The 23704-nt window shown below is 65.5% G+C and carries 22 protein-coding genes; 11 read left to right on the top strand and 11 right to left on the bottom strand.

The genetic code is table 11. From position 1 onward, the window contains the following. Nucleotides 1-19 precede the first annotated feature (19 nt). The gene (locus IEW02_RS08000) at nt 20-580 is read right to left on the bottom strand and encodes a type II toxin-antitoxin system PemK/MazF family toxin (protein WP_188544295.1); all 561 of its coding nucleotides are present in this window, start codon (nt 578-580) and stop codon (nt 20-22) included. 54 nt (nt 581-634) lie between these two features. Here IEW02_RS08000 and lepA point away from each other — a divergent pair, with 54 nt between their 5' ends. Then, nucleotides 635-2512: a translation elongation factor 4 gene (gene lepA, locus IEW02_RS08005; protein ID WP_308933178.1), complete on the top strand. Its 1878-nt coding sequence runs from the start codon at nt 635-637 to the stop codon at nt 2510-2512. Nucleotides 2513-2521: 9 nt separating this feature from the next. On the opposite strand, the gene IEW02_RS08010 is transcribed toward lepA, so the two are convergent. Genes IEW02_RS08010 through IEW02_RS08025 form a run of 4 tightly spaced genes read right to left on the bottom strand, consistent with a single transcriptional unit; the run spans nt 2522 to nt 8066 of the window. After that, on the bottom strand, nt 2522-3895 hold the full coding sequence (locus IEW02_RS08010) for a mycothione reductase (protein ID WP_188544296.1): 1374 nt from the start codon (nt 3893-3895) through the stop codon (nt 2522-2524). Next, nucleotides 3892-4566 carry a maleylpyruvate isomerase family mycothiol-dependent enzyme gene (locus IEW02_RS08015; RefSeq protein ID WP_188544297.1) on the bottom strand — a complete coding sequence of 225 codons (675 nt, stop codon included), beginning with the start codon at nt 4564-4566 and terminating at the stop codon, nt 3892-3894. Before IEW02_RS08015 ends, IEW02_RS08010 begins: the two co-directional genes overlap by 4 nt. 60 nt (nt 4567-4626) lie before the next feature. Beyond that, nucleotides 4627-6000: an MFS transporter gene (locus IEW02_RS08020; protein WP_229745885.1), complete on the bottom strand. Its 1374-nt coding sequence runs from the start codon at nt 5998-6000 to the stop codon at nt 4627-4629. Nucleotides 6001-6023: 23 nt separating this feature from the next. Next, nucleotides 6024-8066: a glycoside hydrolase family 15 protein gene (locus IEW02_RS08025; RefSeq protein WP_188544298.1), complete on the bottom strand. Its 2043-nt coding sequence runs from the start codon at nt 8064-8066 to the stop codon at nt 6024-6026. A 67-nt stretch (nt 8067-8133) separates the two neighbouring features. Here IEW02_RS08025 and IEW02_RS08030 point away from each other — a divergent pair, with 67 nt between their 5' ends. From IEW02_RS08030 to IEW02_RS08050, 6 genes are all read left to right on the top strand, one after another. Next, on the top strand, nt 8134-8355 hold the full coding sequence (locus IEW02_RS08030; protein WP_188544299.1) for a hypothetical protein: 222 nt from the start codon (nt 8134-8136) through the stop codon (nt 8353-8355). 120 nt (nt 8356-8475) lie between these two features. Further along, nucleotides 8476-8565 (top strand): Ms4533A family Cys-rich leader peptide, encoded by a 90-nt coding sequence (locus IEW02_RS25470; protein ID WP_371829923.1) that lies wholly within the window; start codon nt 8476-8478, stop codon nt 8563-8565. Nucleotides 8566-8689: 124 nt separating this feature from the next. Then, entirely contained in the window at nt 8690-9709 is a 1020-nt protein-coding gene (locus IEW02_RS08035; RefSeq protein WP_188544300.1) for a sulfate ABC transporter substrate-binding protein, read from the top strand. A 2-nt stretch (nt 9710-9711) separates the two neighbouring features. After that, a complete protein-coding gene (cysT, locus tag IEW02_RS08040) occupies nt 9712-10545 on the top strand; it encodes a sulfate ABC transporter permease subunit CysT (RefSeq protein WP_188544301.1) in 834 nt (277 codons plus the stop codon). Next, a complete protein-coding gene (cysW, locus tag IEW02_RS08045) occupies nt 10542-11345 on the top strand; it encodes a sulfate ABC transporter permease subunit CysW (protein WP_188544302.1) in 804 nt (267 codons plus the stop codon). Before cysT ends, cysW begins: the two co-directional genes overlap by 4 nt. Further along, entirely contained in the window at nt 11342-12376 is a 1035-nt protein-coding gene (locus IEW02_RS08050) for a sulfate/molybdate ABC transporter ATP-binding protein (protein ID WP_229745886.1), read from the top strand. Before cysW ends, IEW02_RS08050 begins: the two co-directional genes overlap by 4 nt. 22 nt (nt 12377-12398) lie before the next feature. Here IEW02_RS08050 and IEW02_RS08055 read toward each other — a convergent pair whose 3' ends face one another. The 5 genes from IEW02_RS08055 to IEW02_RS08075 all read right to left on the bottom strand — a co-directional run bounded on the left by IEW02_RS08055 (nt 12399) and on the right by IEW02_RS08075 (nt 18321). Next, on the bottom strand, nt 12399-14129 hold the full coding sequence (locus IEW02_RS08055; RefSeq protein WP_188544303.1) for a GTP-binding protein: 1731 nt from the start codon (nt 14127-14129) through the stop codon (nt 12399-12401). Next, the gene (gene cysD / locus IEW02_RS08060; RefSeq protein WP_188544304.1) at nt 14129-15076 is read right to left on the bottom strand and encodes a sulfate adenylyltransferase subunit CysD; all 948 of its coding nucleotides are present in this window, start codon (nt 15074-15076) and stop codon (nt 14129-14131) included. Before cysD ends, IEW02_RS08055 begins: the two co-directional genes overlap by 1 nt. Continuing rightward, complete coding sequence (locus tag IEW02_RS08065) at nt 15073-15834, bottom strand: sirohydrochlorin chelatase (protein WP_188544305.1); 762 nt, start codon at nt 15832-15834, stop codon at nt 15073-15075. The genes cysD and IEW02_RS08065 overlap by 4 nt, the downstream gene beginning before the upstream one ends. Nucleotides 15835-15836: 2 nt before the next feature. Then, the gene (locus IEW02_RS08070) at nt 15837-16553 is read right to left on the bottom strand and encodes a phosphoadenylyl-sulfate reductase (RefSeq protein WP_188544306.1); all 717 of its coding nucleotides are present in this window, start codon (nt 16551-16553) and stop codon (nt 15837-15839) included. Nucleotides 16554-16620: 67 nt separating this feature from the next. Beyond that, on the bottom strand, nt 16621-18321 hold the full coding sequence (locus IEW02_RS08075; RefSeq protein WP_188544307.1) for a nitrite/sulfite reductase: 1701 nt from the start codon (nt 18319-18321) through the stop codon (nt 16621-16623). Between the two features lie 309 nt (nt 18322-18630). On the opposite strand from IEW02_RS08075, the gene hemW reads away from it, so the two are divergent. Continuing rightward, nucleotides 18631-19818 (top strand): radical SAM family heme chaperone HemW, encoded by a 1188-nt coding sequence (gene hemW / locus IEW02_RS08080; protein ID WP_229745887.1) that lies wholly within the window; start codon nt 18631-18633, stop codon nt 19816-19818. A 413-nt stretch (nt 19819-20231) separates the two neighbouring features. Here the strand turns inward: hemW and IEW02_RS08085 are convergent, their stop codons facing one another. Then, nucleotides 20232-20537: a type II toxin-antitoxin system VapB family antitoxin gene (locus IEW02_RS08085; protein ID WP_188544308.1), complete on the bottom strand. Its 306-nt coding sequence runs from the start codon at nt 20535-20537 to the stop codon at nt 20232-20234. 55 nt (nt 20538-20592) lie between these two features. On the opposite strand from IEW02_RS08085, the gene hrcA reads away from it, so the two are divergent. From hrcA to IEW02_RS08100, 3 genes are read left to right on the top strand one after another with little or no spacing between them, the layout of a single operon-like run. After that, nucleotides 20593-21636, top strand: a complete 1044-nt coding sequence (gene hrcA, locus IEW02_RS08090) for a heat-inducible transcriptional repressor HrcA (RefSeq protein WP_188544309.1) — start codon at nt 20593-20595, stop codon at nt 21634-21636. A 45-nt stretch (nt 21637-21681) separates the two neighbouring features. After that, a complete protein-coding gene (gene dnaJ, locus IEW02_RS08095) occupies nt 21682-22833 on the top strand; it encodes a molecular chaperone DnaJ (RefSeq protein WP_188544310.1) in 1152 nt (383 codons plus the stop codon). Between the two features lie 19 nt (nt 22834-22852). Beyond that, on the top strand, nt 22853-23614 hold the full coding sequence (locus IEW02_RS08100; protein WP_188544311.1) for a 16S rRNA (uracil(1498)-N(3))-methyltransferase: 762 nt from the start codon (nt 22853-22855) through the stop codon (nt 23612-23614). Nucleotides 23615-23704 lie beyond the last annotated feature (90 nt).

A 23704-nucleotide genomic window follows, 5' to 3' on the forward strand; every position in this document is an offset into this window, starting at 1 on the left:
TCCCTCGGTGATGAAGCTGCTACCTCCAGCTGAACTGGCCCCGGAGCTGAGCCGCGACCAGATCGAACTTGTCCTTCGGCAGAATGGAACCTTCACGGCGAATGCCGCTCTCCGGAACGTCGAGTACTCGGTCCAGCCGCACCCAACTCGGCCGACGTTCCGGATCCCAACTGCCGGATCCGAGAGCCAGCCAGTCGCGCTCTCCGTCTCGCTTGGCCTGCGACGACAGCATCAGCCCGAGCAGAGTGCTGCCGTCACGCCCGACCACGAGCACGGGTCGGTCCTTGCCCTGGTTCGCGTCTTCCTCGAACGTCACCCAGGTCCATACGACCTCGCCGGGATCGGCCTTGCCATCGAGGTCGGGGGAGTATTCGACCGCCCGCGCGCGGTGGGCCGTCGGAACCGCCGTGGACGAGACGGGACGGCCCGGATTCGCCGGCTCGGTGGTCTTCGCCGCGCCGGTTCGGGAGCCGATCGCCTCGGTCACTTTGTCGAGAGCGCCCGAACGTTGAAGCTGCCGAAAGATCCGCGGACCTTCGCGAACGGCCAGTTTGCCGAGGGTCTGCCACATGCTTGCCATAGCTCCGAACAATACGGATCGTCCTCCCCGTACGCCCGATGCCGCGGTGAGCCGATATTCTGGTGGTTCGACACCGAGGAGAACCCCATCAGCAGCAGCTTCGCCGACACCACGTTCACGGATCCCGCCCTGATCCGTAACTTCTGCATCATCGCGCACATCGACCACGGCAAGTCCACGCTGGCCGACCGCATGTTGCAGCTCACGGGTGTGATCGACGACCGCTCGATGCGGGCCCAGTACCTCGACCGCATGGACATCGAGCGTGAGCGCGGCATCACCATCAAGGCGCAGAACGTGCGGTTGCCGTGGAAGATGGGCGAGCAGGAGCACGTGCTGCACCTCATCGACACGCCCGGCCACGTCGACTTCACCTACGAGGTCTCCCGCGCACTCGAGGCGTGTGAGGGTGCGGTTCTCCTCGTCGACGCAGCTCAGGGCATCGAGGCGCAGACGCTCGCTAACCTGTACCTGGCGCTCGAGAAGGACCTGACGATCATTCCGGTCCTGAACAAGATCGACCTACCGGCGGCCGATCCGGATCGCTACGCCGCCGAGATCGCGCACATCATCGGATGCGAGGCCGACGACGTGCTCCGTGTGTCGGGCAAGACCGGCGCGGGCGTGAAGGAACTGCTCGACGAGGTCGTCAAGCTGGTTCCGGCGCCCGTCGGCGACGCGGACGGCCCGGCGCGGGCCATGATCTTCGACTCCGTCTACGACGCGTATCGCGGCGTCGTGACCTACGTGCGAGTGGTCGACGGGCGCATCACCCCGCGCGAGAAGGTCACCATGATGTCCACCGGCTCGACTCATGAGCTGGTCGAGGTGGGCATCGTCTCCCCGGACCCGAAGCCGACGCAGGGACTCGGCGTCGGCGAGGTGGGTTACCTCATCACCGGCGTCAAGGACGTCCGTCAGTCGAAAGTCGGTGACACCGTCACCTCGGCCCGCAAGGGTGCCACCGAGCCGTTGACCGGCTACCGCGAACCGCGACCGATGGTCTACTCCGGTCTCTACCCGGTGGACGGCTCCGACTACCCGGTCCTGCGCGACGCGCTGGAGAAGCTGCAGCTGAACGACGCCGCCTTGACCTACGAGCCGGAGACGTCCGTCGCCCTGGGCTTCGGGTTCCGCTGCGGCTTCCTCGGACTGCTGCACATGGAGATCACTCGCGAACGGCTCGAGCGCGAGTTCGACCTCGATCTGATCTCCACGTCGCCCAACGTGGTCTACCGAGTCGAGATGGACGACGGCGCCGAGCACATCGTCACCAACCCGTCCTACTGGCCGGAAGGCAAGGCGCGCGACGTGTTCGAGCCGATGGTCAAGTGCACCATCATCTCGCCGAGCGAATTCATCGGTTCGATCATGGAGCTGTGCCAGAGCCGTCGCGGCGAGCTCGGCGGGATGGACTACCTGTCGGAAACACGTGTCGAACTTCGGTACACGATTCCGATGGCGGAGATCATCTTCGACTTCTTCGACATTCTGAAGTCGCGTACACGTGGCTACGCCAGCTTGGACTACGAGGAGATCGGCGAGCAGGCTGCCGATCTGGTGAAGGTCGACATCCTGTTGCAGGGCGAAGCTGTCGACGCGTTCTCGGCCATCGTCCACCGTGCCGCTGCGGGCGCGTACGGCAACAAGATGACCACGCGCCTGAAGGATCTCATTCCGCGTCAGCAGTACGAGATTCCGATCCAGGCGGCTATCGGCGCCAAGATCATTGCGCGCGAGAACATTCGAGCCATCCGCAAGGACGTCTTGGCCAAGTGTTACGGCGGCGACATCAGCCGTAAGCGCAAGCTGCTCGAGAAGCAGAAGGCGGGTAAGAAGCGCATGAAGACCATCGGTCGTGTCGACGTGCCGCAGGAAGCGTTCGTGGCAGCGCTGTCGACCGATTCGTCGGCGGACAGCAAGAAGAAGTAGCGCTCCTCGTCAGTCCAGCTCGAGCTCGTTCAGGGTGTTCTCGATGATCTCCGTCAATGCCGGGTGCGCCCAGTAGGTATCGGACGCGAGGCGCCGAGCATCGATGTCGAACTGCATGGCGACGACGAGGACGTGGACCAGGGATGCGGCCTGCGGTCCGAAGACGTGCGCGCCCAGGATCTTTCCGCTCGCCGGGTCCGCCAGGATCTTGCAGAACCCGGTGGTGTCCTCCATCGCCCAGCCGTAGGCGACGTCGCTGTAGTCCTTTCGGCCTGCGGTATATCGTGTTCCGGCGTCGCGCAGTTGCTGTTCCGTCTTGCCGATGCTGCCGATCTGGGGCTCGGTGAACACCGCGGACGGCACCAGATCGTGGTCGGTGGCGATCGGTGACGACGGGTTCGCGAGATTGTGCGCGACCGTCTTCGCTTCCCGGTTGGCGACGTGCTTGAGCGGAATCGGCGAACTCACGTCGCCGAGCGCGTAGACACCGTCGGCGGACGTGCGTTGCTGATCGTCGACCACGATGCGACCGGAGTCCTCGTCGACGTCGATACCCGCGTGCTCGCACCCGAGGTCGTCGGTGTTGGGCTTACGGCCAGCGGCGACCAGCAGGGTGTCGCCGGTGACCTCGCTGCCGTCGTCGAGTTCGAGGACGATGTCGTCGCCGGACATGTGTGCGCCCGTCACGGAGGTACCCAGTCGAACGTCGTAGCGCTGCTGGGCAATCGAGGTGAAGGCCTCGGTGACACTCTCGTCGTGGGGACCGAGAAGATTGTCCGAGGACTCGACCACCGTGATGTGGGCGCCCGTGGCGGCGAACACGTGGGCGAGTTCGGCCGCGATGTATCCGCCGCCGAGTACGAGGAGGCGACGGGGCGCCTCGTCGAGACGCATGATGTCGTCCGAAGTATGGTACCGGACACCGGATTTCGCGATCGGCGGCGGGACGACGGGATGTCCGCCCACGGCGACCACCACCTTGTCCGCGGTAATCTCGATGTCGTCGTCACCCACCCGTACGCGCAGTGCTCGGGGACCGGTGAAGGTTCCGGTTCCGGCCAGGACGGTGATGTTGTCGCTCTTCTCGCGCCCCTCGCGGCCCGACGCCTCGTTCTCGTCCAGACGGCCGAAGACCCTCTCGCGCAACGCTTTCCAGTGCACGTCCGGGTCCGACGCACTCACGTCGAAACGCTCGGACCCGGCGACGGTGTCCGCGACCTCGGTGGTGTAGGCCAGCATCTTCGACGGAATGCAACCTCGGTTCAGGCAGGTGCCACCGAATTGTCCCTTCTCGACGATCACGATGGACTTGTCGTCGAAGCGGGAGTCGATCACCATGTTGCCCGAGCCGGTGCCGATCAGGGCGATGTCGTAATGGGTCATTCGAACGTCTCACTCAGGTCGGTGTCGGGGAGAGAGCCCATGGTTCCGAAGTGGTCGAGGTAGGGGCCGATGTCACCCTCGACGGTCCACGATCGGAGCTGTGCCTCCGACCGTCGCGTCATCAATGCGCGAATCAGTTCGAAGTCGGGCGCGGACAGGACCACCTCGGGCGTTCCGGCCTCGGGCTGCGAGAGCCACGTCCAGCGGGCTCCCCGTAGTTCCAGTGGTGGAAGGTCTTTCACCGCATCACCGAGACCGTCGGCCAGCTTGTCTCGCATCGCCTGCAGGCCCTCGGAGTCCTGGGCACCGGTCACACCGAGCGCACCACGCAGGTCCTGCTCGTGAATGATCGCGTCGCCGAGCGGGCGAGTGTTGTTCTCCGCCATCCAGGTGCGCATGGGGTCCGTCAGTGACCGCCATTCGGCCGCGAGGTCCTCGACCGTGGCGTTCTGCCGGTCGTCCACCTGCTTCTGCGTCCAGTCCGCGTTGTGGTCGTCGGCCTCTTCGCCGGCCAGTACATCGGCGTTCAACCCGATCATGTGCGAGAGCAGGTTGCGCGCGGTCCAGTCCGGGCACGCCGGCACCGTCGCTTCCCACCGGTCTCCCGGAACGGATTGCACCAGGTCGAGCACGCGCTCCTGCGCACGGGACCATTCGTCGATCGCGTTCATGATGCCCCTTTCGTAACGAGTTCGACTGACTCATACCCATCGGGACGCGTTCCTACCCCGCTAACGACCTCGGGCCGAGACCGGCGGAAACCGGTCCGCGGACAGGCCGGTGGTCCGGTGTCCGAGAACTGCGACGTCGACGATCAGCAGTCCCATCGCCACGGCGACGAGTCCGAAGACCGGGCCCGATCCGTGACTGTCGAGGAACGGCAGCAACAGGAACGGCAGGACTCCCGTCATCAGCTTCGACAGCGAATACGCTGCGCCCGTGGCGGTTCCGCGGATCGACGTCGGGTAGGAGTCGGCGAGGTAGACGTGATACGCGTTGGAGAACAGGTTGCTCGTCATCGTGTAGAGGGTGCCGGCGAGCAGAATCGACCACGCGGACGTCGAGAATCCGAACCACAATCCGAAGGCGGCCATCCCGCCGGCCGAGGCCATCACGAGGTATTTGCGCTCGATGCGTTCGACGATCGGCACGGCCAACAGCGATCCGAGCGGGTAGCCGAAATACGTCAGTGCGACGAAGCCAAGTGAGGTCACCAAGTCGAAACCCTTGCCCATCAACACGATCGGGGCGAGGGTGCCGAAGCCGTAGTACCCGAACACCTCCAGTACCGACAGGATCCACAGCATCACGGTCCGCCGCGTCAGGGGTGGCCGGAACAGTGACCGCAGGGACGACTTCGGTGCCTTGGTCACGTCGATGGAGGGATCCGGTTCGGTGAGAACATGTCCCGCGGCTCGGGCCTCGTCCTCGAAAGCGGTCGTGATGGCGTCGGCTTCCGCATGTCGACCCTGCAGTTCCAGCCAGCGAGGGGATTCCGGGAGACCGCGTCGAACCAGCCATACCGCGAACGATCCGACGCCGCCCAGGACGAATAGCCACCGCCACCCGTCGACGCCGAACGGCTGCTGTGGGACCAGCCATCGCGCCAGCAGTCCCACGGTCGGCACTCCGAAGAAAGCAACGGTGTACGCGATGGAGATGAATTTGCCGCGCATGTTCTTCGGGAGCAGGTCCGAAAGGTACGAGTCGGCGAGCGAGAATTCCGCGCCGATACCGATGCCCGCGATGAACCGGGTGACGACGAGGAACACGGCGTTCGGGCTGAAGGCGCCGAGAAGCGAGAACAGGGAGTAGACCGCCAGGTTGATCATGAACGCCGGTCGGCGCCCGATGCGGTCGGCGAGGCGCCCCATGGTGAGAGCGCCGATGAACTGGCCGAGGAACGCGGACCCGAGCAGCAGGTTGAGTTCGGTGCGGCTCAGGTCGAGGTCGGTCTTCAGGACGCCCGAGATCGTGGCGGCGAGGAAGTTCTCGTACAGGTCGAAGAACAACCCGAGGCCGATGACGGCCGTCGCGACGCGGTGCATTCGGCCGATGGGGAGTCGGTCGAGGCGGGCGGCGACGGACACGGTCGTATCGTTCACCTAACTAACTGTAGAAGATGCCCTCAGTTCGCGTTGTGCGCCGGCTGGAAGTGACCGGACTCCGCCGCCTCCTCGGCACGGATCACGTGAACGACCGCATTGATCAGGGCCAGGTGCGTGAAGGCCTGCGGGAAGTTGCCCAGGTGGCGTCCGGTCTTCGCGTCGATTTCCTCCGCGTAGAGCTTGAGGGGGCTGGCGTAACCGAGCAGTCGCTCGCAGAGGTGCTTGGCGCGGTCCAACTCGCCGATCTCGACGAGGGCCGACACCAGCCAGAACGAGCAGATGGTGAACGTGCCTTCTTCACCGCTCAGTCCGTCGTCCGTGGTGTCGACGCGATAGCGCAGAACCAGCCCGTCCTCGGTGAGCTCGTCGGCGATCGCCAGCACCGTCGCACGGATGCGCTCGTCGTCGGCGGGCAGGAAACGCAGCAGGGGAGCGAGCAACAACGACGCGTCGAGCGAGTCGTCGCCGTACCGCTGCGTGAACACCCCGCGCGAATCGACGCCGTGCTCGAGGATGTCTTCCTTGATCTCGTCGGCGATCTCGTTCCACTGCTCGGCGTAGGCATCCTCTCCGTGCATCACGGCGAGTTTCGCACCGCGGTCGAGAGCCACCCAGCACATCACCTTCGACGAAGTGAAGTGCTGTGGTTCGCCGCGCACCTCCCAGATTCCTCGGTCGGGTTCGCGCCAGTGCTCGATGGCTTGTTCGACCTGCTCCTTCAGCAGCGGCCACAACGACTCCGGGACCTGCTCACGGGAGCGCACATGCAGATACACCGAGTCGAGCATGGTGCCCCAGATGTCGTGTTGGCTCTGGTTGTACGCACCGTTGCCGATGCGGACGGGCTTCGCGCCGTCGTACCCCGACAGGTGGTCGAGTTCGGTCTCCTCGAGCGTGTGCTCACCACCGATTCCGTACATCACCTGCAGCGGGATCAAGCTGTCGCCGGGTCCGTTGGACACGTCGGAAATGAAGGAGAAGAAATCGTTGGCCTCGCGGTCGAGCCCGAGCGTGTACAGACCCCACAGAGCAAAGGTGGAATCACGCACCCAGGCAAAGCGGTAGTCCCAGTTCCGCTCTCCCTTGGGGGTTTCCGGCAACGAGGTCGTCGACGCCGCCAACAGCGCCCCGGTGGGTGCGTAGGTCAAGCCCTTCAACGCCAACGCGCTGCGCTGCAGGTACCCCCGCCACGGGTGATCCGGGAAGCGGCCGATCGTGATCCACTGGCGCCAACACTCGGACGTACGCCACATCCGTTCGGCTGCCTCGTCGAACGTGTGCGGCGGCTCGAGAGTCGACCACGACAGTGCGACGAAGATGTTGTCCCCCTCGCTCATTCGAGTGCGTGCCCGAGCTTCACGGCCCTCGATGCCGATGCGGAGGTTGGTGGTGAGCTTGAGCGCGGGTTGGTCCGATCCGTCGGCCGCGCGTGCGGTTGCCGTGGCTTCTTCGTAGACCTTGCCGGTGTACTCCCACTCCGCACCCGCGCGGTGATAGTCGAACGCAGGCTCGCAGCTCATCTCCAGTTCGACTGTGCCGCTGACACATTTGACGGTCCGCAACAGGCAGTGCTCGGCGTCCCAATCCGACGGTGCGCGCCGGTGCGTCTTCGATCGTTCGTCGGTGTTGTGCCACGGTCCCATCACCAGGGCGTCGCGCACGATGAGCCACCCGGTTTCCGTCTGCCAGGTCGTCTCCACGATGAGTCCGCCGGGCAGGTACCGCCGCGCAGCCGGGACGTTCTGGCCGTACGGGCCGACGCGGAAATGCCCGGCACTGCGGTCGAGGATGGAGCCGAACACGCTGGGAGAATCGGGGCGGGGAACACACATCCACTCGACCGCACCGTTGCGGGCGATCAGGCAGGTCGTCTCGCAGTCGGAGAGGAACGCATAGTCGTCGATCGGCGGGAATGCGGAACGTCGGGGGAGCCACGTCTGGTTGTTGGCCGGCACGGCGTCGAGTGCAGTGTGCGCGAGGGCGGAGTCGGCACTCGCACCGAAGACTGCTTCCTCGGCGCTGGCGACTCGTGGGACCACGGACTTGTCGTCGAACGGGCTCATGCCGCCAATCATCATCTTCGCGGTCGCCCCCGTCCACTGCACACGCGCGAGACGTTAGGGTCGATGTGTGAACGACGCGACGAGTTGGTGGGACGGCATCGAACTCTGGGTCGTCGGTCTGCCGTTCATTCCGCAGGTCGCCCTCGTGGTCGTCGTGGTGCTGCCGATCGCTGCCGCCATTGCGCTCGTGTTGGACCGGGCCGTCTCCGAGCTCACCAAGCTCAATCCGCGCGGAAAGAGCGCTCGCCGGGAAGCGATCGTGTCCGACGGCACGGCGGTGGAACGCTGATGCCACGCTCGCGCGTCACCGTGGCACTGTTCGCGCTGCTGCTTCTCGTCCTCGTCGCGTGGCTGTTCACTCGCTGACTCGATTGCAGGTCCACCCCCTTTCTCTGCTAGATTTCTCGCCGTGCACGCACCAGTACTGCCTCCGGTCCGCCATGAATTGGCGTTGATCGCAGTCGGCATGCTCGCCGTCGCCGACGTCGACTGTCGCTGACTCCCGCTCCGGCGAGCCTCTTCGTGCTCGCAACTCTGTACGTACGCACTCGGTTGAACCGAGTCGGACGCCCGCATGTCGAAATCCCAGAGCCCCGACGTTCGATGCCCAGAGAGGCCCTTCGATGAAATCCCGCCTGAACTTTGCGCTGACTGCTGTCGTGACGACAGCCGCCCTTGCCCTGACTGCCTGCGGCGGTGGCTCCAGCGACACCGTCGGCGATTCCGGTTCGTCCGCCGGCGGCCCCGCCCTGACACTGATCGGTTACGCCGTTCCGAAGAACGGTTGGGATGCAATCGGTCCGGCATTCGCCCAGACCGAAGCAGGCGAAGGCTCCACCATCAACGCCGACTACGGCGCGTCCGGTAACCAGTCCCGCAAGGTCGCCGACGGTGCCCCAGCCGACATCGTCAATTTCTCCGTCGAGCCGGACGTCACACGACTCGTGAAGGCCGGCAAGGTCGACGAGAACTGGAACAAGAACGCGTACAACGGAGTTCCGTTCGGCTCGGTCGTGTCCATCGTCGTCCGCGAGGGGAACCCGAAGAACATTCAGACCTGGGACGACCTGCTGAAGCCGGACGTGTCGGTCATCAGCCCCAGCCCGCTCAGTTCCGGCTCCGCCAAGTGGAACCTGTTGGCGCCCTACGCAGCCAAGAGCAACGGCGGCCAGAACAAGCAGGCGGGACTCGACTACATCTCGCAGCTCGTCACGCACTTCCCGGTGCAACCCGATTCGGGCCGCGCAGCCAGCGAGGCGTTCCTGCAGGGTCAGGGCGACGTGCTGCTCAGCTATGAGAACGAGGCGCTGCTGCTCGAAGGACAGGATCAGCCGGTTCAGCACATCAACCCGTCGGACACCTTCCGCATCGACAACCCTGTCGCAGTGATCAATTCGAGTGCCAACCTGGAGAAGGCGAACGCGCTCAACGACTACATCTACACCGACGAGGGCCAGAAGATCTGGGCCGAAGCAGGATTCCGCCCGGTCAACCCCGAGATCGCCTCGCAGTACACCGACAAGTTCCCGACCCCGGACAAGCTTTACACGATCGACGACCTGGGTGGATGGACGACCGTCGACGCCGACCTGTTCGGTGACAACGGCGCGATCACCGCAATCTACAAGGGGTCGGGCAGCTAGCAATGGTCGCTTCCGATGTTGCTGCGCCGACCGTCGTTCGGCGGCGGCGCAGTCTCAGAGGTCTCAGCCTGGGCACCGTGGTGCTCTGGCTCAGTCTCATGGTGCTGCTTCCGCTGGCCGCGGTACTGAGCAAATCGGTGTCCGAGGGCCCCGCCGCCTTCTGGGACGCGATCACCGACCCACGCGCTCTCGCGACGTTCCGTGTGACGCTTCAGGTCTCGGTGGTCGCCGCGTTGGTCAACGTGGTCATGGGCACCGTCAGCGCCTGGGTTCTCGTACGTGACGAATTCCCCGGTAAGTCGATCGTGAACTCGTTGATCGACCTTCCGTTCGCGTTGCCGACCATCGTGGCGTCCTTGGTGCTGCTTTCGCTGTACGGACCGATGAGTCCGGTGTCGCTGACGTTGAACGGCACCAAGATCGGCGTGATTCTGGCGCTCGCGTTCGTCACCCTTCCCTTCGTGGTGCGAGCGGTGCAGCCGGTGTTGATCGAACTCGACTCCGAGGTCGAGGAGGCGGCAGCGTCACTCGGTGCGAGCAACGCCGTCATCTTCCGTCGGGTTGTCCTCCCGGTGTTGCTTCCGTCGATCCTGAGCGGTGCGGGTCTGGCGTTTTCGCGGGCCATCGGTGAGTTCGGGTCGGTCGTTCTCATCGGCGGAAACATCCCCGGTGAGACGCAGGTCGCCTCTCAGCTCATCCGTGAACAGATCGAGACGGACAGACCGGTAGACGCGGCCGCAGTGTCGGTCGTGCTGTTGCTCATGGCTTTCGTGGTGCTGTTCGTGCTTCGGATCGTCGGCGCTCGCCTCGGTCGCCGTGAGGAGCAGAAGCGATGAAGCTCGGAACACCGACCAAGCTCGGGCTCCGCACGCTGGCCCTCGTGTATCTCGCTGTGCTGGTCCTGTTTCCACTGGTCGCCATCTTCTACAGAACCTTCTCCGGCGGTGTGGTGTCCTTCTTCCAGCTGATTACCACGCCGGCCGCCATTTCGGCGTTGCAGCTGTCGCTTCTGATCGTGGCAATCGTGGTACCGGTCAACGTGGTCTTCGGCGTCGTCACCGCACTTGCGTTGGTGCGTGGGAAGTTTCGCGGCAAGGGAGTGGTCGAGGCAATAGTCGATCTGCCGTTCGCGGTGTCTCCGGTCATCGTCGGCGTCTCTCTGGTTCTGCTCTGGGGTGTGAACGGCTGGTTCGGGTTCCTGTCCGACTGGGGTGTCACCATCATCTTCGCTCTGCCCGGCATGGTCCTGGCAACGATCTTCGTGACCCTTCCGTTCGTGGTGCGCGAGGTGGAACCGGTGCTCTGGGAGATCGGTGAGGAGCAGGAGGAGGCGGCGTCGACTCTCGGCGCGACGTCCTGGCAGACGTTCTGGCGCATCACTTTGCCCGCGATTCGCTGGGGACTGACCTACGGCGTCGTGCTCACGGTGGCGCGCTCACTGGGAGAGTTCGGCGCCGTGATCGTCGTGTCGACCAACCTGCCCGGCATCTCGCAGACGTTGACCCTGCTCGTCAACTCTCGCTACGAAGACTTCAACGAGGCCGGCGCCTATGCGGCGTCGACCCTGCTCATGGTCGTGGCGGTCATCGTGCTTCTGCTTATGACCCTGCTCGATCGCAAGAGGAGAACACAGTGACCAGCAGCGACTCCATCGAAATCTCGGTCTCGGGCGCCAACAAGCGGTTCGGAGACTTCGCGGCCCTCGACGACGTGTCGATCGACATCCCCAAGGGGTCGCTCACCGCGCTTCTGGGTCCGAGCGGGTCGGGCAAGTCGACGCTGCTGCGGTCGATCGCCGGGCTCGAGCAACTCGACTCCGGCAGCGTGGTGATCGCGGGCAAGGACGTCACCACCGTCACCCCGCAGAAGCGCGACATCGGCTTCGTGTTCCAGCATTACGCCGCGTTCAAGCACCTCACCGTGCGCAAGAACGTTGCATTCGGACTGGAGATTCGCAAGAAGTCGAAGAAGGAGATCGACGACAAAGTCGACGAGTTGCTCGAGATCGTGGGGCTCAGCGGCTTTCAGTCGCGGTACCCCTCGCAGCTCTCGGGCGGCCAGCGTCAACGAATGGCGTTGGCGCGGGCGTTGGCCGTCGACCCGCAGGTCCTGCTTCTCGACGAACCGTTCGGTGCCCTCGACGCGCGGGTTCGCGCCGACCTGCGCACGTGGTTGCGTCGTCTCCACGACGACGTCCACGTCACCACCGTGCTGGTGACGCACGACCAGCAGGAGGCGCTCGACGTCGCCGACCGCATCGCGGTGCTCAACAAGGGCCGCATCGAGCAGATCGGCGAGCCGCGCGATCTCTACGACCGGCCGGCCAACAACTTCGTCATGTCGTTCCTGGGCGAGGTGTCCAAGTTGAACGGACAGTTGGTGCGCCCCCACGACATTCGCGTCGGGCGCACCCCCGATCTCGCCCTGGCCGAACACGAGGGCACGGCAGAGTCGGCCGGTGTACTGCGCGCCCGCGTGGAACGCGTCGTCCATCTCGGCTTCGAGGTGCGTATCGAATTGCTCAATGCCGCAACGGGTGAGCTGTTCTTCGCGCAGATCACCCGCGGCGACAACGAAGCGCTCGGCCTGCAGGGCGGCGAGACGGTCTTCGTCCGCGCCACGCGCGTGCCGCACATAGCGGCAGCGGAAGCCCCAGTGCTTGCGTAGGTTTGGCCGCTGAGCGGATCCGCTACGACCGCAGACCCGCCACGATCTGCTGAGCGACATTGTCGACATCGGAACCCGCGATGACCTCGACCTCGACGAACGGCAGGTCCGCGGCCTCCACCACGGCGCGTGCCGGAGCGGTGGACGTCGACAGCGCCGTGATGGTCACGGTGCCGGCGTCGGCGAACAGTCGCGCAAGACGTCCGAGTCGGTCCGCGTGCTCACTGCGCTGCCCGGCGGAAGCATCGAGATCGTCGAACAGGGTGTGATCGACATTCTCACCGCTCAAGACGTAAGCGCTACGGCCGGTGGAGGTCAGCAGATCTTCGACGGCAAGGGCGACCGCATGGGTGGTGTCCGACGCGTCCCCGGTCAACCAGACCGTCGCTCCTCGCTGGCCGATGCGTTCACTGCGGGCGGCTCGGTCCAGAGTCGGCCGGTGCCATTCCAGATTCTCCGCACCGGACCGGTCGGCCGCTTCGTGGGCGTCGAGAACGATGCCGGCGCCGACAGTGTCGTTGGTGTGCTCGTCGATCAGAACGAACGCGCCCGCGTCGCGATTGCTCGCGTAATCGTCGGCCACGATCAACGAGCTCGTGCGCAGTGTCACTCGGGCAATGTCGTTCAGAGACAACTCGGTCGGCGCACCGTGCTCGTCGAGAGTCTCGGGATCCAGTCGCGAGTGAATGCGATGGACGGTTGCTCGAACAGTGCGCGTGGTGTGCTTGAGTGCAACTCGGTCGCCCGGCCGTAGCGGTGCCTCGGCGAGCCAGCACACGGTGGCGTCGATCTCGCGGGCGGCGGTCGGGAGCGCTGCGTCGTCGGCTGCGCTGACCAGTACGTCGCCGCGGGCGACGTCGATGTCGTCGGCGAGTTCGACCGACACCGACAGCGGCGCAACGGCAATCGAACGAGCGTCGTCGAGCGTGTCCAGTGCGGTGACCACACTGCGTGAACCCGACGGCAAGGCCATGACTTCGTCGCCGACCGCGAGTGTGCCGGCCGACAACCGACCGGTGTAGCGGCGACGTTCACCCGAGGTCGGTCGTGACACCCACTGCACGGGAAGACGGAGCTGGGTCGATACCGGTGCAGGAGCGGTCAATTCGATGGACTCGAGGTACTCGAGCAGCGTCGGCCCGGAGTACCACGGTGTGTTCGAGGAACGGTGAACGACGTTGTCGCCGAGTTTTGCGGCAATCGGAATTACCAGGATCTCGGCACCGAGCCGCTCGCCGAGCTCGACGAGCTCGTTCTCGACCTCGCGGAAGCGAGACTCGTCGAAGTCCACGAGGTCGATCTTGTTGACGGCGGCCACGAGACGGTTCACGCCCACGAGGGTCGCGATACGCGCGTGGCGGCGCGTCTGACGCAGAACGCCGGCGCGTGCGTCGACGAGAAGAATGGCGACGTTCGCGTTGGACGCACCGGTGAACATGTTGCGGGTGTAGCGCTCGTGGCCCGGTGTGTCCGCCAGGATGTAATTGCGTGTAGGAGTGGAGAAGAAGCGATAGGCGACGTCGATGGTGATGCCCTGCTCGCGCTCGGCGCGGAGGCCGTCGGAGAGAGCGGCGAGGTCGGCCACGCCGTGTTCGTCGGTCACCGAATCCAGGTGGTCGAGCGGCAGGCTGTCGGTGTCGTGCAGGAGCCGGCCGATGAGGGTGCTCTTGCCGTCGTCCACCGATCCGGCGGTCGCGATACGCAGCAATTGCCGTGTGCGCGTTTCCGTGTGGGGGAGGTCGATCACGGTCATCAGAAGTATCCCTCGCGTTTGCGGTCTTCCATGGCGGCTGTGGATGTGCGGTCGTCGGCGCGGGTTTCGCCGCGTTCGGAGACGGTGGCGGCGCTGATTTCGTCGATGACGCCGCTGATTTCGGTTGCGGTGGAGCGCACCGCTCCGGTGATGGTGAGGTCGCCGACGGTGCGGTAGCGGACCATTTCCACGCGGGCCTGTTCGGAGTCGGTGGCTTCGGTGAACTCGGAGGTGGCGAGCAGGATGCCGTCGCGTTCGAAGACTTCGCGTTCGTGCGCGTAGTAGATGGAGGGTAGTTCGAGGTGTTCGAGTTCGATGTAGCGCCAGATGTCGAGTTCGGTCCAGTTGCTGAGGGGGAACACGCGCACTTGTTCGCCGCGTTTGATGCGTCCGTTGTAGAGGGACCAGGGTTCGGGGCGTTGGGCTCTGGGGTCCCATTGGCCGAATTCGTCGCGGAAGGACAGGACGCGTTCTTTGGCGCGGGCGCGTTCTTCGTCGCGGCGGGCGCCGCCGAATGCGGCGTCGAATTTCCCGGCTTCGAGGGCGTCGAGGAGGGTGCGGGTTTGTTGTCGGTTGCGTGATCCGCTGGGTCCGCCGATTTCGGTGACGCGTCCGGTATCGATGGCGTCTTGGACGGAGGCGACGATGAGGCGGTGTCCGCCGTCGGCGAGGCGGCGGTCGCGGAATTCGATGACTTCGGGGAAGTTGTGTCCGGTGTCGACGTGCATGACTGGGAAGGGGATGGGGGAGGGCCGGAACGCTTTCTCTGCCAAGCGGAGTAGGACGATGGAGTCCTTGCCCGCCGAGAAGAGCAGGACGGGTCGTTCGAGTTCGGCGACGACTTCGCGGATGATGTGGACGGATTCGGCTTCGAGAGCGCGTAGTTCGTCCACATGGGTGACGGCTGGCTGGGTGACAGCTGCCTGGGTGACAGTGGCGGGGGTCATGCGGCAATTCCTCCGGTGTTGTTCAGTGCGGCCACGACCGAGCCGTACCGTGCGGCGATAACATCGACCACACCGGGATGTGCTCCCAGCGGATCGGCGTGAACAGCGTTGGGCGTCAACCGATCGACGATGTCGGTGACCTTGTCGAGAAGGCGTCCCGGTGCCAGGAACCACGGGGCGACGACGATGCGCTCGACCCCCGAGTCGAGGAGCGCTGTCACGGCACGCGCGGCGTCGGGTTCCGCCGACGTCGCAAAGCACGCGACCGACGCGGTCCACGAGGTGCCCTCGGTCAGTCGAGGAGCTATACGTCGGGTGAGAACGTTGGCGCGTGGGTCCGAGGAGCCGACCGCGGGCATGAGAATTCCTACGCCGGAATCGTCGACACTCGTTCCTGTGCCGATGATTCGGGCCCGCATCGCATCGATAATGCTGCTGTCGGCACCCAGGACCGGTGTCTGGGTGGTCACGAGACGCGGGTGTCGGTTGGTGGCCGCCCTCAGAATCTCGGGCAGGTCTACTCGGGCATGGAACGCGTCCCCGAGGAGCATCGGCACGACTACGGCGTGCGTGTGTCCAGAGGCGACCAGTTCGTCCAACACGGTGTCGACGGACGGCGAATTCAGACTCAGAAAGCCGAGTCGCACATCCACGTTCGGAAGTGCAACCGCTAGAGCATCGACCAGCTCACGCAGAGTGGCTTCGGCGCGGGGGTCGCGGCTACCGTGCGCGACGGCAACCAGGGCAGGACGGGTCATGTTCACGAACCGTGCAGCCCGCATTCCGTTTTGGTGCTGCCGGCCCAGCGGCCGCTGCGCGGGTCGGCGCCGGGGGCGGGCTTGGCGGTGCACGGAAAGCACCCGATCGACGGGTACCCCTCGTCGATGAGTGGGTTGACGAGAATGCCGTGAGCGTCGATGTAGCTCTGCTTGTCCTCGTCCGACCACGCGGCGATGGGATTGATCTTGACCAAGCCGAAGCCCTCGTCGAACGAGATCAAGGGTGCGTTCGCGCGCGTCGGCGCCTCGACGCGGCGGATACCGGTGATCCACGCGCTGTAGTTCTTCAGTTCCTTCTTCAGCGGCGCGACCTTGCGCAGCGCGCAGCAGCGACCCGGATCGCGAGCGAAGAGGTCCTTGCCCTCGATCGAATCCTGTTCGGCCACCGAATGATCCGCTTTGGCATTGATGACGTTGACCCCGTAGACGGATTCGACGGCGTCGCGGGTGCCGAGTGTCTCCGCGAAGTGGTACCCCGTCTCCAGGAACAGCACGTCGACGCCCGGATGGACATCGGCGGCCAGGTGAACGAGAACGCCGTCTTCCATGTTCGACGCCACGATGTAGTCGTCACCGAACGTGTCCTCGGTCCATCGGATCAGCTCTTGCGCCGACGCTCCGTCCATGTCGCGGGCACCACGTTCGGCGATGCTGCGCAGCTCGGACTCGGACAGGTGCCGATGTGTCGTGACGCTCATGCTGTGACCTTTCGTGTACCGAATGCGTTGGTGGTGGCAACACCGCCGGCGACCGGGCTGTTCCCACTCACTGCAGATCCGCATCGTCTGCACGTACGGCCCACTGCGCGAAGCGCTCGCCGTCGGTGCGGTGCTTCGTGAAGTTGCGGACGACGCGTTCGATGTAGTCACCGAGCTCGTCGCTGGTCACCTTGTGCTGGCGCAGCTTTCGGCCGAACGCGCTGTCGAATCCGAGGCTGCCGCCGAGGTGGACCTGGAAACCCTCGACCTGACCGCCGTCGCCGTCGTCGACCAGTTGGCCCTTGAATCCGATGTCCGCGATCTGCGACCGCGCACAGGAGTTGGGGCATCCGTTGATGTTGATCGTGATCGGAACGTCGAGCTCGGCATTCAGATCTTCGAGGCGCTGTTCGATCTCGGGCACCAAAGCCTGTGAGCGCTTGCGGGTTTCGGCGAACGAGAGCTTGCAGAACTCGATGCCGCTGCACGCCATCAAGTTCTTGCGCCACATGCTGGGCCGGGCGGGGAGACCCAACGCATCCATCTCGGAGATGAAGGACTCGAGGTTCTCGTCCGCGATGTCGAGGACGATGAGCTTCTGATACGGAGTGAAGCGGATCCGATCGGAACCGGCCCGCTCGGCGGCGTCGGCAACCTTCGACAAGATCGTGCCCGAGACACGGCCGGCGATCGGGGCCAGCCCCACTGCGTTCTTGCCGTTCTTCAGCTTCTGCACGCCGACGTGGTCGATGGGACGCGTCGGCTTCTCCGGGGCGGGACCGTCGATCAGCTTGCGGTGCAGGTATTCCGTCTCGAGAACTTCCCGGAACTTCTCGATGCCCCAGTCCTTGATCAGGAACTTCAGCCGGGCCTTGGCACGCAGACGTCGGTAGCCGTAATCACGGAAGATCGACACGACGCCCTCCCAGACGTCCGCCACCTCGTCGAGCGGCACCCAGACGCCGACGCGCTGTGCGAGCATCGGATTGGTCGAGAGTCCGCCGCCGACCCACAGATCCAGACCGGGGCCGTGCTCGGGATGGTCGACACCGATGAAGGCGATGTCGTTGACCTCGTGAACCACGTCTTGCTGGCCCGAGATCGCGGTCTTGAACTTGCGCGGGAGGTTCGAGTACTCGGGCTTACCGATGTAGCGCTCGACGATCTGATCGATCGCGGGCGTCGGGTCGAGGATCTCGTCGAGGGATTCGCCGGCCAGCGGCGATCCGAGCACGACGCGCGGGCAGTCGCCGCACGCTTCGGTGGTCTTCAGCCCGACGCTCTCGATGCGGCGCCAGATCTCGGGGACGTTCTCGACCTCGATCCAGTGGTACTGCACGTTCTCGCGGTCGGACAGATCGGCGGTGTCGCGTCCGAACTCGGTCGAGATCTGACCGAGGGTGCGCAACTGCTCCACGTTCAGCGCACCCGCGTCGCAGCGGATACGCATCATGAAGTACTTCGCCTCGAGCATGTCGATGTTGTCGTCGTGCGTGAAGGTTCCGTCGAAACCCTGCTCGCGCTGGGTGTAGAGGCCCCACCACCGGAAGCGGCCGCGAAGGTCGGCCTTGTCGATGCTGTCGAAGCCGCCCTTCGAGTAGATGTTCTCGATGCGCGCCCGAACGTTGAGCGGGTTGTCGTCCTTCTTGGACTGCTCGTTCGGGTTCAGCGGCTCGCGGTAGCCGAGCTTCCACTGTCCCTCGGCCTTGCGCTTCGTCGGCCGGGGCGTGCGGGTGCGGGGGGCTGCGTCGGACGTGTCTTGCGTCATGGAAGAAGGCGCTCCAAAAAGTTGGGCGCCGATCTCTGGCGAAGAGGGGAAGGGCTGTTCCCGCGGACCTCGCCTGCGACCGGCCGGGGTGTGCGGGCTGGTGGGCAGTTAGAGAACGGGCCCCAGACAGCTGCTGACGCGGCCGAGATCCACGTGGCGACGTGCCACGAGGCGGAAATCGAGTGCGGTCATGAGCGTCATTCTGCCACGTCGTGCGACCCGAACCGATCGGGGACGGCTATTCCCCGCAGAAAGTCGGGAAATAGGCCGGAGGCTCCGTGCCACCACCCGGCGAGGACACTGAGGCGAGTGAGTACATCCGTTTTCCGACCCGCTGCCTTCGACGGGCTCGGCTCTCGACCGTTCGGCGTGTACCTCCACGTCCCGTTCTGCGCGACTCGCTGCGGATATTGCGACTTCAACACGTACACCGCAGGCGAGCTGGGAACATCCGCGTCGCCGCAGTCCTGGCTGGAGGCAATCACCGCCGAGCTCGACAGCGCGGCTGGGTTGATCTCGTCCTCCACCGGGTCCGCGCCCCGCGCGGAGACGGTGTTCGTCGGCGGTGGAACGCCGTCGCTGCTCGGCGGAGACGGCTTGAGTACGTTGCTCGGCGCCGTGAAGTCCGCGTTCGGATTGGCCGACGGCGCCGAAGTGACCACGGAGTCCAATCCGGAGTCCACCTCACCCCGGTTCTTCGACGAGATCCGCTCGGCGGGCTACACGCGTGTCTCGCTCGGCATGCAGTCGGCAGCGCCGCACGTCCTCGCGGTGCTCGACCGGACGCACACTCCGGGACGAGCGGTCGAGGCGGCACGCGAAGCCCGCGCGGCCGGATTCGACCACGTTAACCTCGACCTCATCTACGGCACACCCGGTGAACGCGACAGCGACCTGGACGCCTCGTTGGCAGCGGTGCTGGACGCCGACGTGGATCACGTCTCGGCGTACGCATTGATCGTCGAGGACGGGACGGCGCTGGCGCGCAAGGTCAAGCGCGGTGAGTTGCCACGCCCGGACGACGACGTGCTGGCGTCGCGCTACGAGCGCATCGACGCGGCACTGTCGTCAGCCGGTTTCGGCTGGTACGAGGTGTCCAACTGGTCGCGCGGAGACGGTGCCGAATGCCGCCACAACATCGGCTACTGGAACGGCGGGGACTGGTGGGGCGCCGGTCCCGGTGCGCACGGCCATCTCGGCGGGACGAGGTGGTGGAACGTCAAGCATCCGGCTCGGTACGCGGACCGGCTTCAGGCCGGCGAGCTGCCGATCGCGGACTCCGAAGTGCTGACGGACGACGAGATGCACATGGAACGAGTGATGCTGACGGCGCGACTGCGGTCGGGGTTGGCGGCGGGGGATCTGTCGGCGGACGAGGTGGCGCGGGCGGAGTCCCAGGTCGCCTCCGGCTTGCTGGTTCGCGACGACGACCGGTTCGTGCTAACCGATCGTGGCCGACTCTTGGCCGACGGGGTTGTGCGGGACGTGCTGGAGTAGCTACGAGTTTCGCGCCGAGCGGTTCGGGATAGGTCCGCTCTCGTGGTGATCGCGCGCCACTTGGTATGTCCGCGCGAACGATTGTGTGCGCGGTCGGGCAAAACCGTGCGCGGTCAGGTCGGCGCACCTCGGATCGTGCCGCGAGTAACGGCGGTTGGGAGTGGACCGCACCTCGGATCGTGCTGCGCACCTCCGATCGGGAGTGCGCGTCGCAATTGGGAGCGCGCGGACGCGGGCGGCCTGGGACCAGCCCGCTCTCGTGGTAACCGCGCGCCGTCTGGCTTGTCCGCGCGAACGATTGTGTGCGCGGTCGGGCAAAACCGTGCGCGGTCAGGTCGGCGCACCTCGGATCGTGCCGCGCGCCGGCCGTTGGGAGTGCTCCAAAAAACCCCGCACCTGCAGTCGAAAGTGACTCAGGCCCCGATCGCGTCGTAATCGAACACCCGCGCATGCAGCACGACACGGTTGCGAAGCGCCGCCCGCACTGCTCGATGCAACCCGTCTTCTAGATAGACCACCCCGTGGTAGTGCACCGCGTGGGGGAAGAGGTCGCCGTAGAACGTGCTGTCCTCTGCCAACAGACGGTCGAGTTCGAGCACTTTGGTGATCGTCACGATTTCGTCGAGCCGCAGCTGCCGCGGCGGGATCTTCGACCAGTCGCGCAGCGACAGACCGTGCTCGGGATACGGCTTCCCGTCTCGCACTCCTCGGAAGATCATGGCCTCCAGTCAACCACTAGACTCGACCTACACAACTGCGCAGATGGAGGTGACCGTGTCCACTACCGAAGATCGTCGTTTCGAGGTACTTCGCGCGCTGGTCGCCGACTACGTCGCCACGCAGGAACCGATCGGTTCGAAGGCCATCGTCGAGCGCCACAACCTCGGTGTCTCCAGCGCCACCGTGCGTAACGACATGGCCGTTCTCGAGGCCGAGGGTTACATCACGCAGCCCCACACCAGCTCGGGCCGTATCCCGACGGACAAGGGTTACCGGTTGTTCGTCGACCGCATTGCCGACGTCAAACCGTTGTCGGCGGCCGAGCGTCGCGCGATCATGAGCTTCCTCGAGACGGGGGTCGACCTGGACGACGTGCTCCGGCGCGGCGTGCGACTGCTCGCTCAACTGACCCGGCAGGTTGCCGTCGTCCAGTACCCCACGCTGTCGGCGTCGTCCGTGCGCCACATCGAGGTCGTCGCGCTGACCCCCGCGCGGTTGTTGCTGGTGCTGATCACCGACTCGGGCCGCGTCGATCAGCGCATCGTCGAACTCGGTGATGTCATCGACGACGACAGCCTGTCGAGGCTGCGCACACTGCTCGGTGGCGCCCTGGAAGGCAAACGGCTGGCGGCGGCGTCGGTGGCTGTCGCGGAATTGGCGGACGACGCACCCGACGACCTTCGCGACGTGGTGGTCCGGACGTCGACCACCCTGATCGAGACGTTGGTGGAACACCCCGAGGAGCGTCTCGTGCTGGGCGGAACGTCGAACCTCACGGCGAACGCGGCGGACTTCGCGGCCCTCGCCGGCTTCCCCGGGTCACTGCGGTCGGTCCTCGAGGCGCTCGAGGAGCAGGTGGTGGTGCTCAAGCTCATCGCCGCGACGCAGGAGACCGGCCGGGTGACGGTGCGGATCGGCGAGGAGACGATGGCTCCCGAGATGCGTGGAGCCTCCGTCGTGTCCACGGCCTACGGCAGCGGCGGCAACATCCTGGGCGGTTTGGGGGTCCTGGGTCCGACGCGAATGGACTATCCAGGAACAATTGCGTCGGTCGCGGCTGTTGCGCGATACATAGGCGAAGTTCTGGCCGAGCGCTGAACGCGCACGAATCACGACATACGAAACCGAGAACGAGAGAGATACGTGGCACGGGACTATTACGGAACCCTGAACGTCGGGAACAAGGCGACGGATCAGGAGATCAAGCGCGCCTACCGCAAACTGGCGCGTGAATTCCATCCGGACGTCAACCCGGACGAATCGGCCCAGGCCCGCTTCAAGGAGATCTCGACGGCGTACGAGGTGCTGTCCGATCCGGAGAAGCGGCGCATCGTCGACCTCGGCGGCGATCCGCTCGAGAGCGGTGGCGGCGGCGGAGGAGGCTTCGGTGGCGCCGGGTTCGGTGGGGGACTGGGCGACGTCTTCGAGGCGTTCTTCGGTGGTGGCGGAGGCGGCAGCACCCGCGGCCCACGCGGACGCGTGCAGCCCGGATCCGATTCACTTCTGCGTACGACGTTGACGCTGGACGAGTGCGCGACCGGGGTGACGAAGCACATCGCGGTCGAGACCGCCATCCTGTGCGACGTGTGTGCCGGAGCCGGTACCAACGGCGACTCCAAGCCCGCGCGGTGCGAGACGTGCGGCGGCGCCGGAGAAGTGCAGTCCGTCCAGCGTTCGTTCCTCGGTCAGGTCATGACCGCGCGCCCGTGCCCCACCTGTCGTGGTGCCGGTGAGGTCATCCCGGACCCGTGCCACAAATGCGGCGGTGACGGCCGCGTTCGCGCTCGCCGCGACCTCGCGGTGAAGGTTCCGGCCGGAGTCGGCAGCGGGATGCGCATTCGTCTTGCCGCGCAGGGTGAGGTGGGCCCTGGCGGCGGCCCCGCCGGCGACGTGTACGCAGAGGTGGTCGAGAAGACGCACGAAACGTTCGTCCGGGACGGCGACGACCTGCACTGCACCATCCGAGTCCCGATGGTCGACGCTGCCCTCGGCACGTCGGTGACCGTCGACGCCATTCTCGACGGCCCCACGAAGATCAACATCGACGCGGGGACGCAACCGGGTGCGGTGTCCGTTCTGCGCGGCCACGGCATGCCGAAGCTGCGCAGCGGTGTTCGCGGGGATCTGCACGCGCACCTCGAAGTGGTGGTGCCGTCGCGGCTCGATCACGAAGAAATGCGTCTGCTGAAAGACCTGCGCGCACGACGTGACCGGGACAAGGCCGAAGTGGTCACCACGTCGTCCCAGAACACCGGTGGCCTGTTCTCACGGTTGCGAGAGGCGTTCAGCCGCTAGAGAAAGCGGAACCCGACTCATGGCGGCTACCGTCTACTACCTCGACCCACTGCCCGACGTCGGGAGCACGGCCGTTCTCGACGGTCCCGAAGGTCGGCACGCCGCGACGGTGCGGCGGACCGGCGTCGGGGAACGGGTCGTCCTGTCCGACGGACACGGTGGCATGGCCGACGCAGTGGTGACGTCCGCGGGTCGTGATCGCCTCGAACTCTCGGTCGAGACTCGGACCACGGCGAACCGTCCTCGCCCCGAAGTCACCCTGGTGCAGGCACTTCCGAAGTCGGAGCGATCCGAGTTGGCCGTCGAGACGGCCACCGAGGCGGGTGTCGACACCATCGTGCCCTGGCAATCGCTGCGCTGCGTCGCCCGGTGGGAGGGTCCGAAAGCCGCGAAGGGCGTCACCAAGTGGCGCGCTGCCGCCCTCGCGGCCGCCAAGCAATCGCGTCGCGCCTACGTTCCGGACGTCCGCGATTTGCACGACACCCGCGCGGTGCTTGCTCTGGTTCGGGACACGGTGGCGCGCGGGGGGATTGCTGCGGCCCTGCACGAATCCGCGCGAAAGCCGTTGGTCGCGATGGGTTTTCGCGAAACCACCGAAGTACTTCTGATCGTCGGGCCCGAAGGCGGTCTCGACGACAGGGAAATCGACGCGCTCGTCGACGCCGGGGCCGAACCCGTTCTGCTGGGTCCGACCGTGCTGCGTACGTCCACCGCGGCCGCCGTTGCGCTCGGCGCGCTCGGTGTGTTGACCGATCGGTGGGACGCCGCACCTCCGCGCTGAGCACCGTGTTGCTGGTTGGCGCCGAACAACAAAGGGAATGCAGGTTTCGCAGACGGCGTTAAACTTGGATCAGACCATTTACCCCAGAGA

The organism is Rhodococcoides trifolii (assembly GCF_014635345.1).
GTDB lineage: Bacteria > Actinomycetota > Actinomycetes > Mycobacteriales > Mycobacteriaceae > Rhodococcoides > Rhodococcoides trifolii.

Coding starts and splice junctions, on each gene's coding strand:
- IEW02_RS08055 (WP_188544303.1), bottom strand. CDS start 14,129: ATGACCGTGATCGACCTCCCCCACACGGAAACGCGCACACGGCAATTG.
- IEW02_RS08010 (WP_188544296.1), bottom strand. CDS start 3,895: ATGACCCATTACGACATCGCCCTGATCGGCACCGGCTCGGGCAACATG.
- cysD (WP_188544304.1), bottom strand. CDS start 15,076: ATGACCCCCGCCACTGTCACCCAGGCAGCTGTCACCCAGCCAGCCGTC.
- IEW02_RS08025 (WP_188544298.1), bottom strand. CDS start 8,066: ATGAGCCCGTTCGACGACAAGTCCGTGGTCCCACGAGTCGCCAGCGCC.
- IEW02_RS08085 (WP_188544308.1), bottom strand. CDS start 20,537: ATGATCTTCCGAGGAGTGCGAGACGGGAAGCCGTATCCCGAGCACGGT.
- IEW02_RS08100 (WP_188544311.1), top strand. CDS start 22,853: ATGGCGGCTACCGTCTACTACCTCGACCCACTGCCCGACGTCGGGAGC.
- IEW02_RS08070 (WP_188544306.1), bottom strand. CDS start 16,553: ATGAGCGTCACGACACATCGGCACCTGTCCGAGTCCGAGCTGCGCAGC.
- cysT (WP_188544301.1), top strand. CDS start 9,712: ATGGTCGCTTCCGATGTTGCTGCGCCGACCGTCGTTCGGCGGCGGCGC.
- cysW (WP_188544302.1), top strand. CDS start 10,542: ATGAAGCTCGGAACACCGACCAAGCTCGGGCTCCGCACGCTGGCCCTC.
- IEW02_RS08075 (WP_188544307.1), bottom strand. CDS start 18,321: ATGACGCAAGACACGTCCGACGCAGCCCCCCGCACCCGCACGCCCCGG.
- IEW02_RS08035 (WP_188544300.1), top strand. CDS start 8,690: ATGAAATCCCGCCTGAACTTTGCGCTGACTGCTGTCGTGACGACAGCC.
- IEW02_RS08065 (WP_188544305.1), bottom strand. CDS start 15,834: ATGACCCGTCCTGCCCTGGTTGCCGTCGCGCACGGTAGCCGCGACCCC.
- IEW02_RS08000 (WP_188544295.1), bottom strand. CDS start 580: ATGGCAAGCATGTGGCAGACCCTCGGCAAACTGGCCGTTCGCGAAGGT.
- IEW02_RS08015 (WP_188544297.1), bottom strand. CDS start 4,566: ATGAACGCGATCGACGAATGGTCCCGTGCGCAGGAGCGCGTGCTCGAC.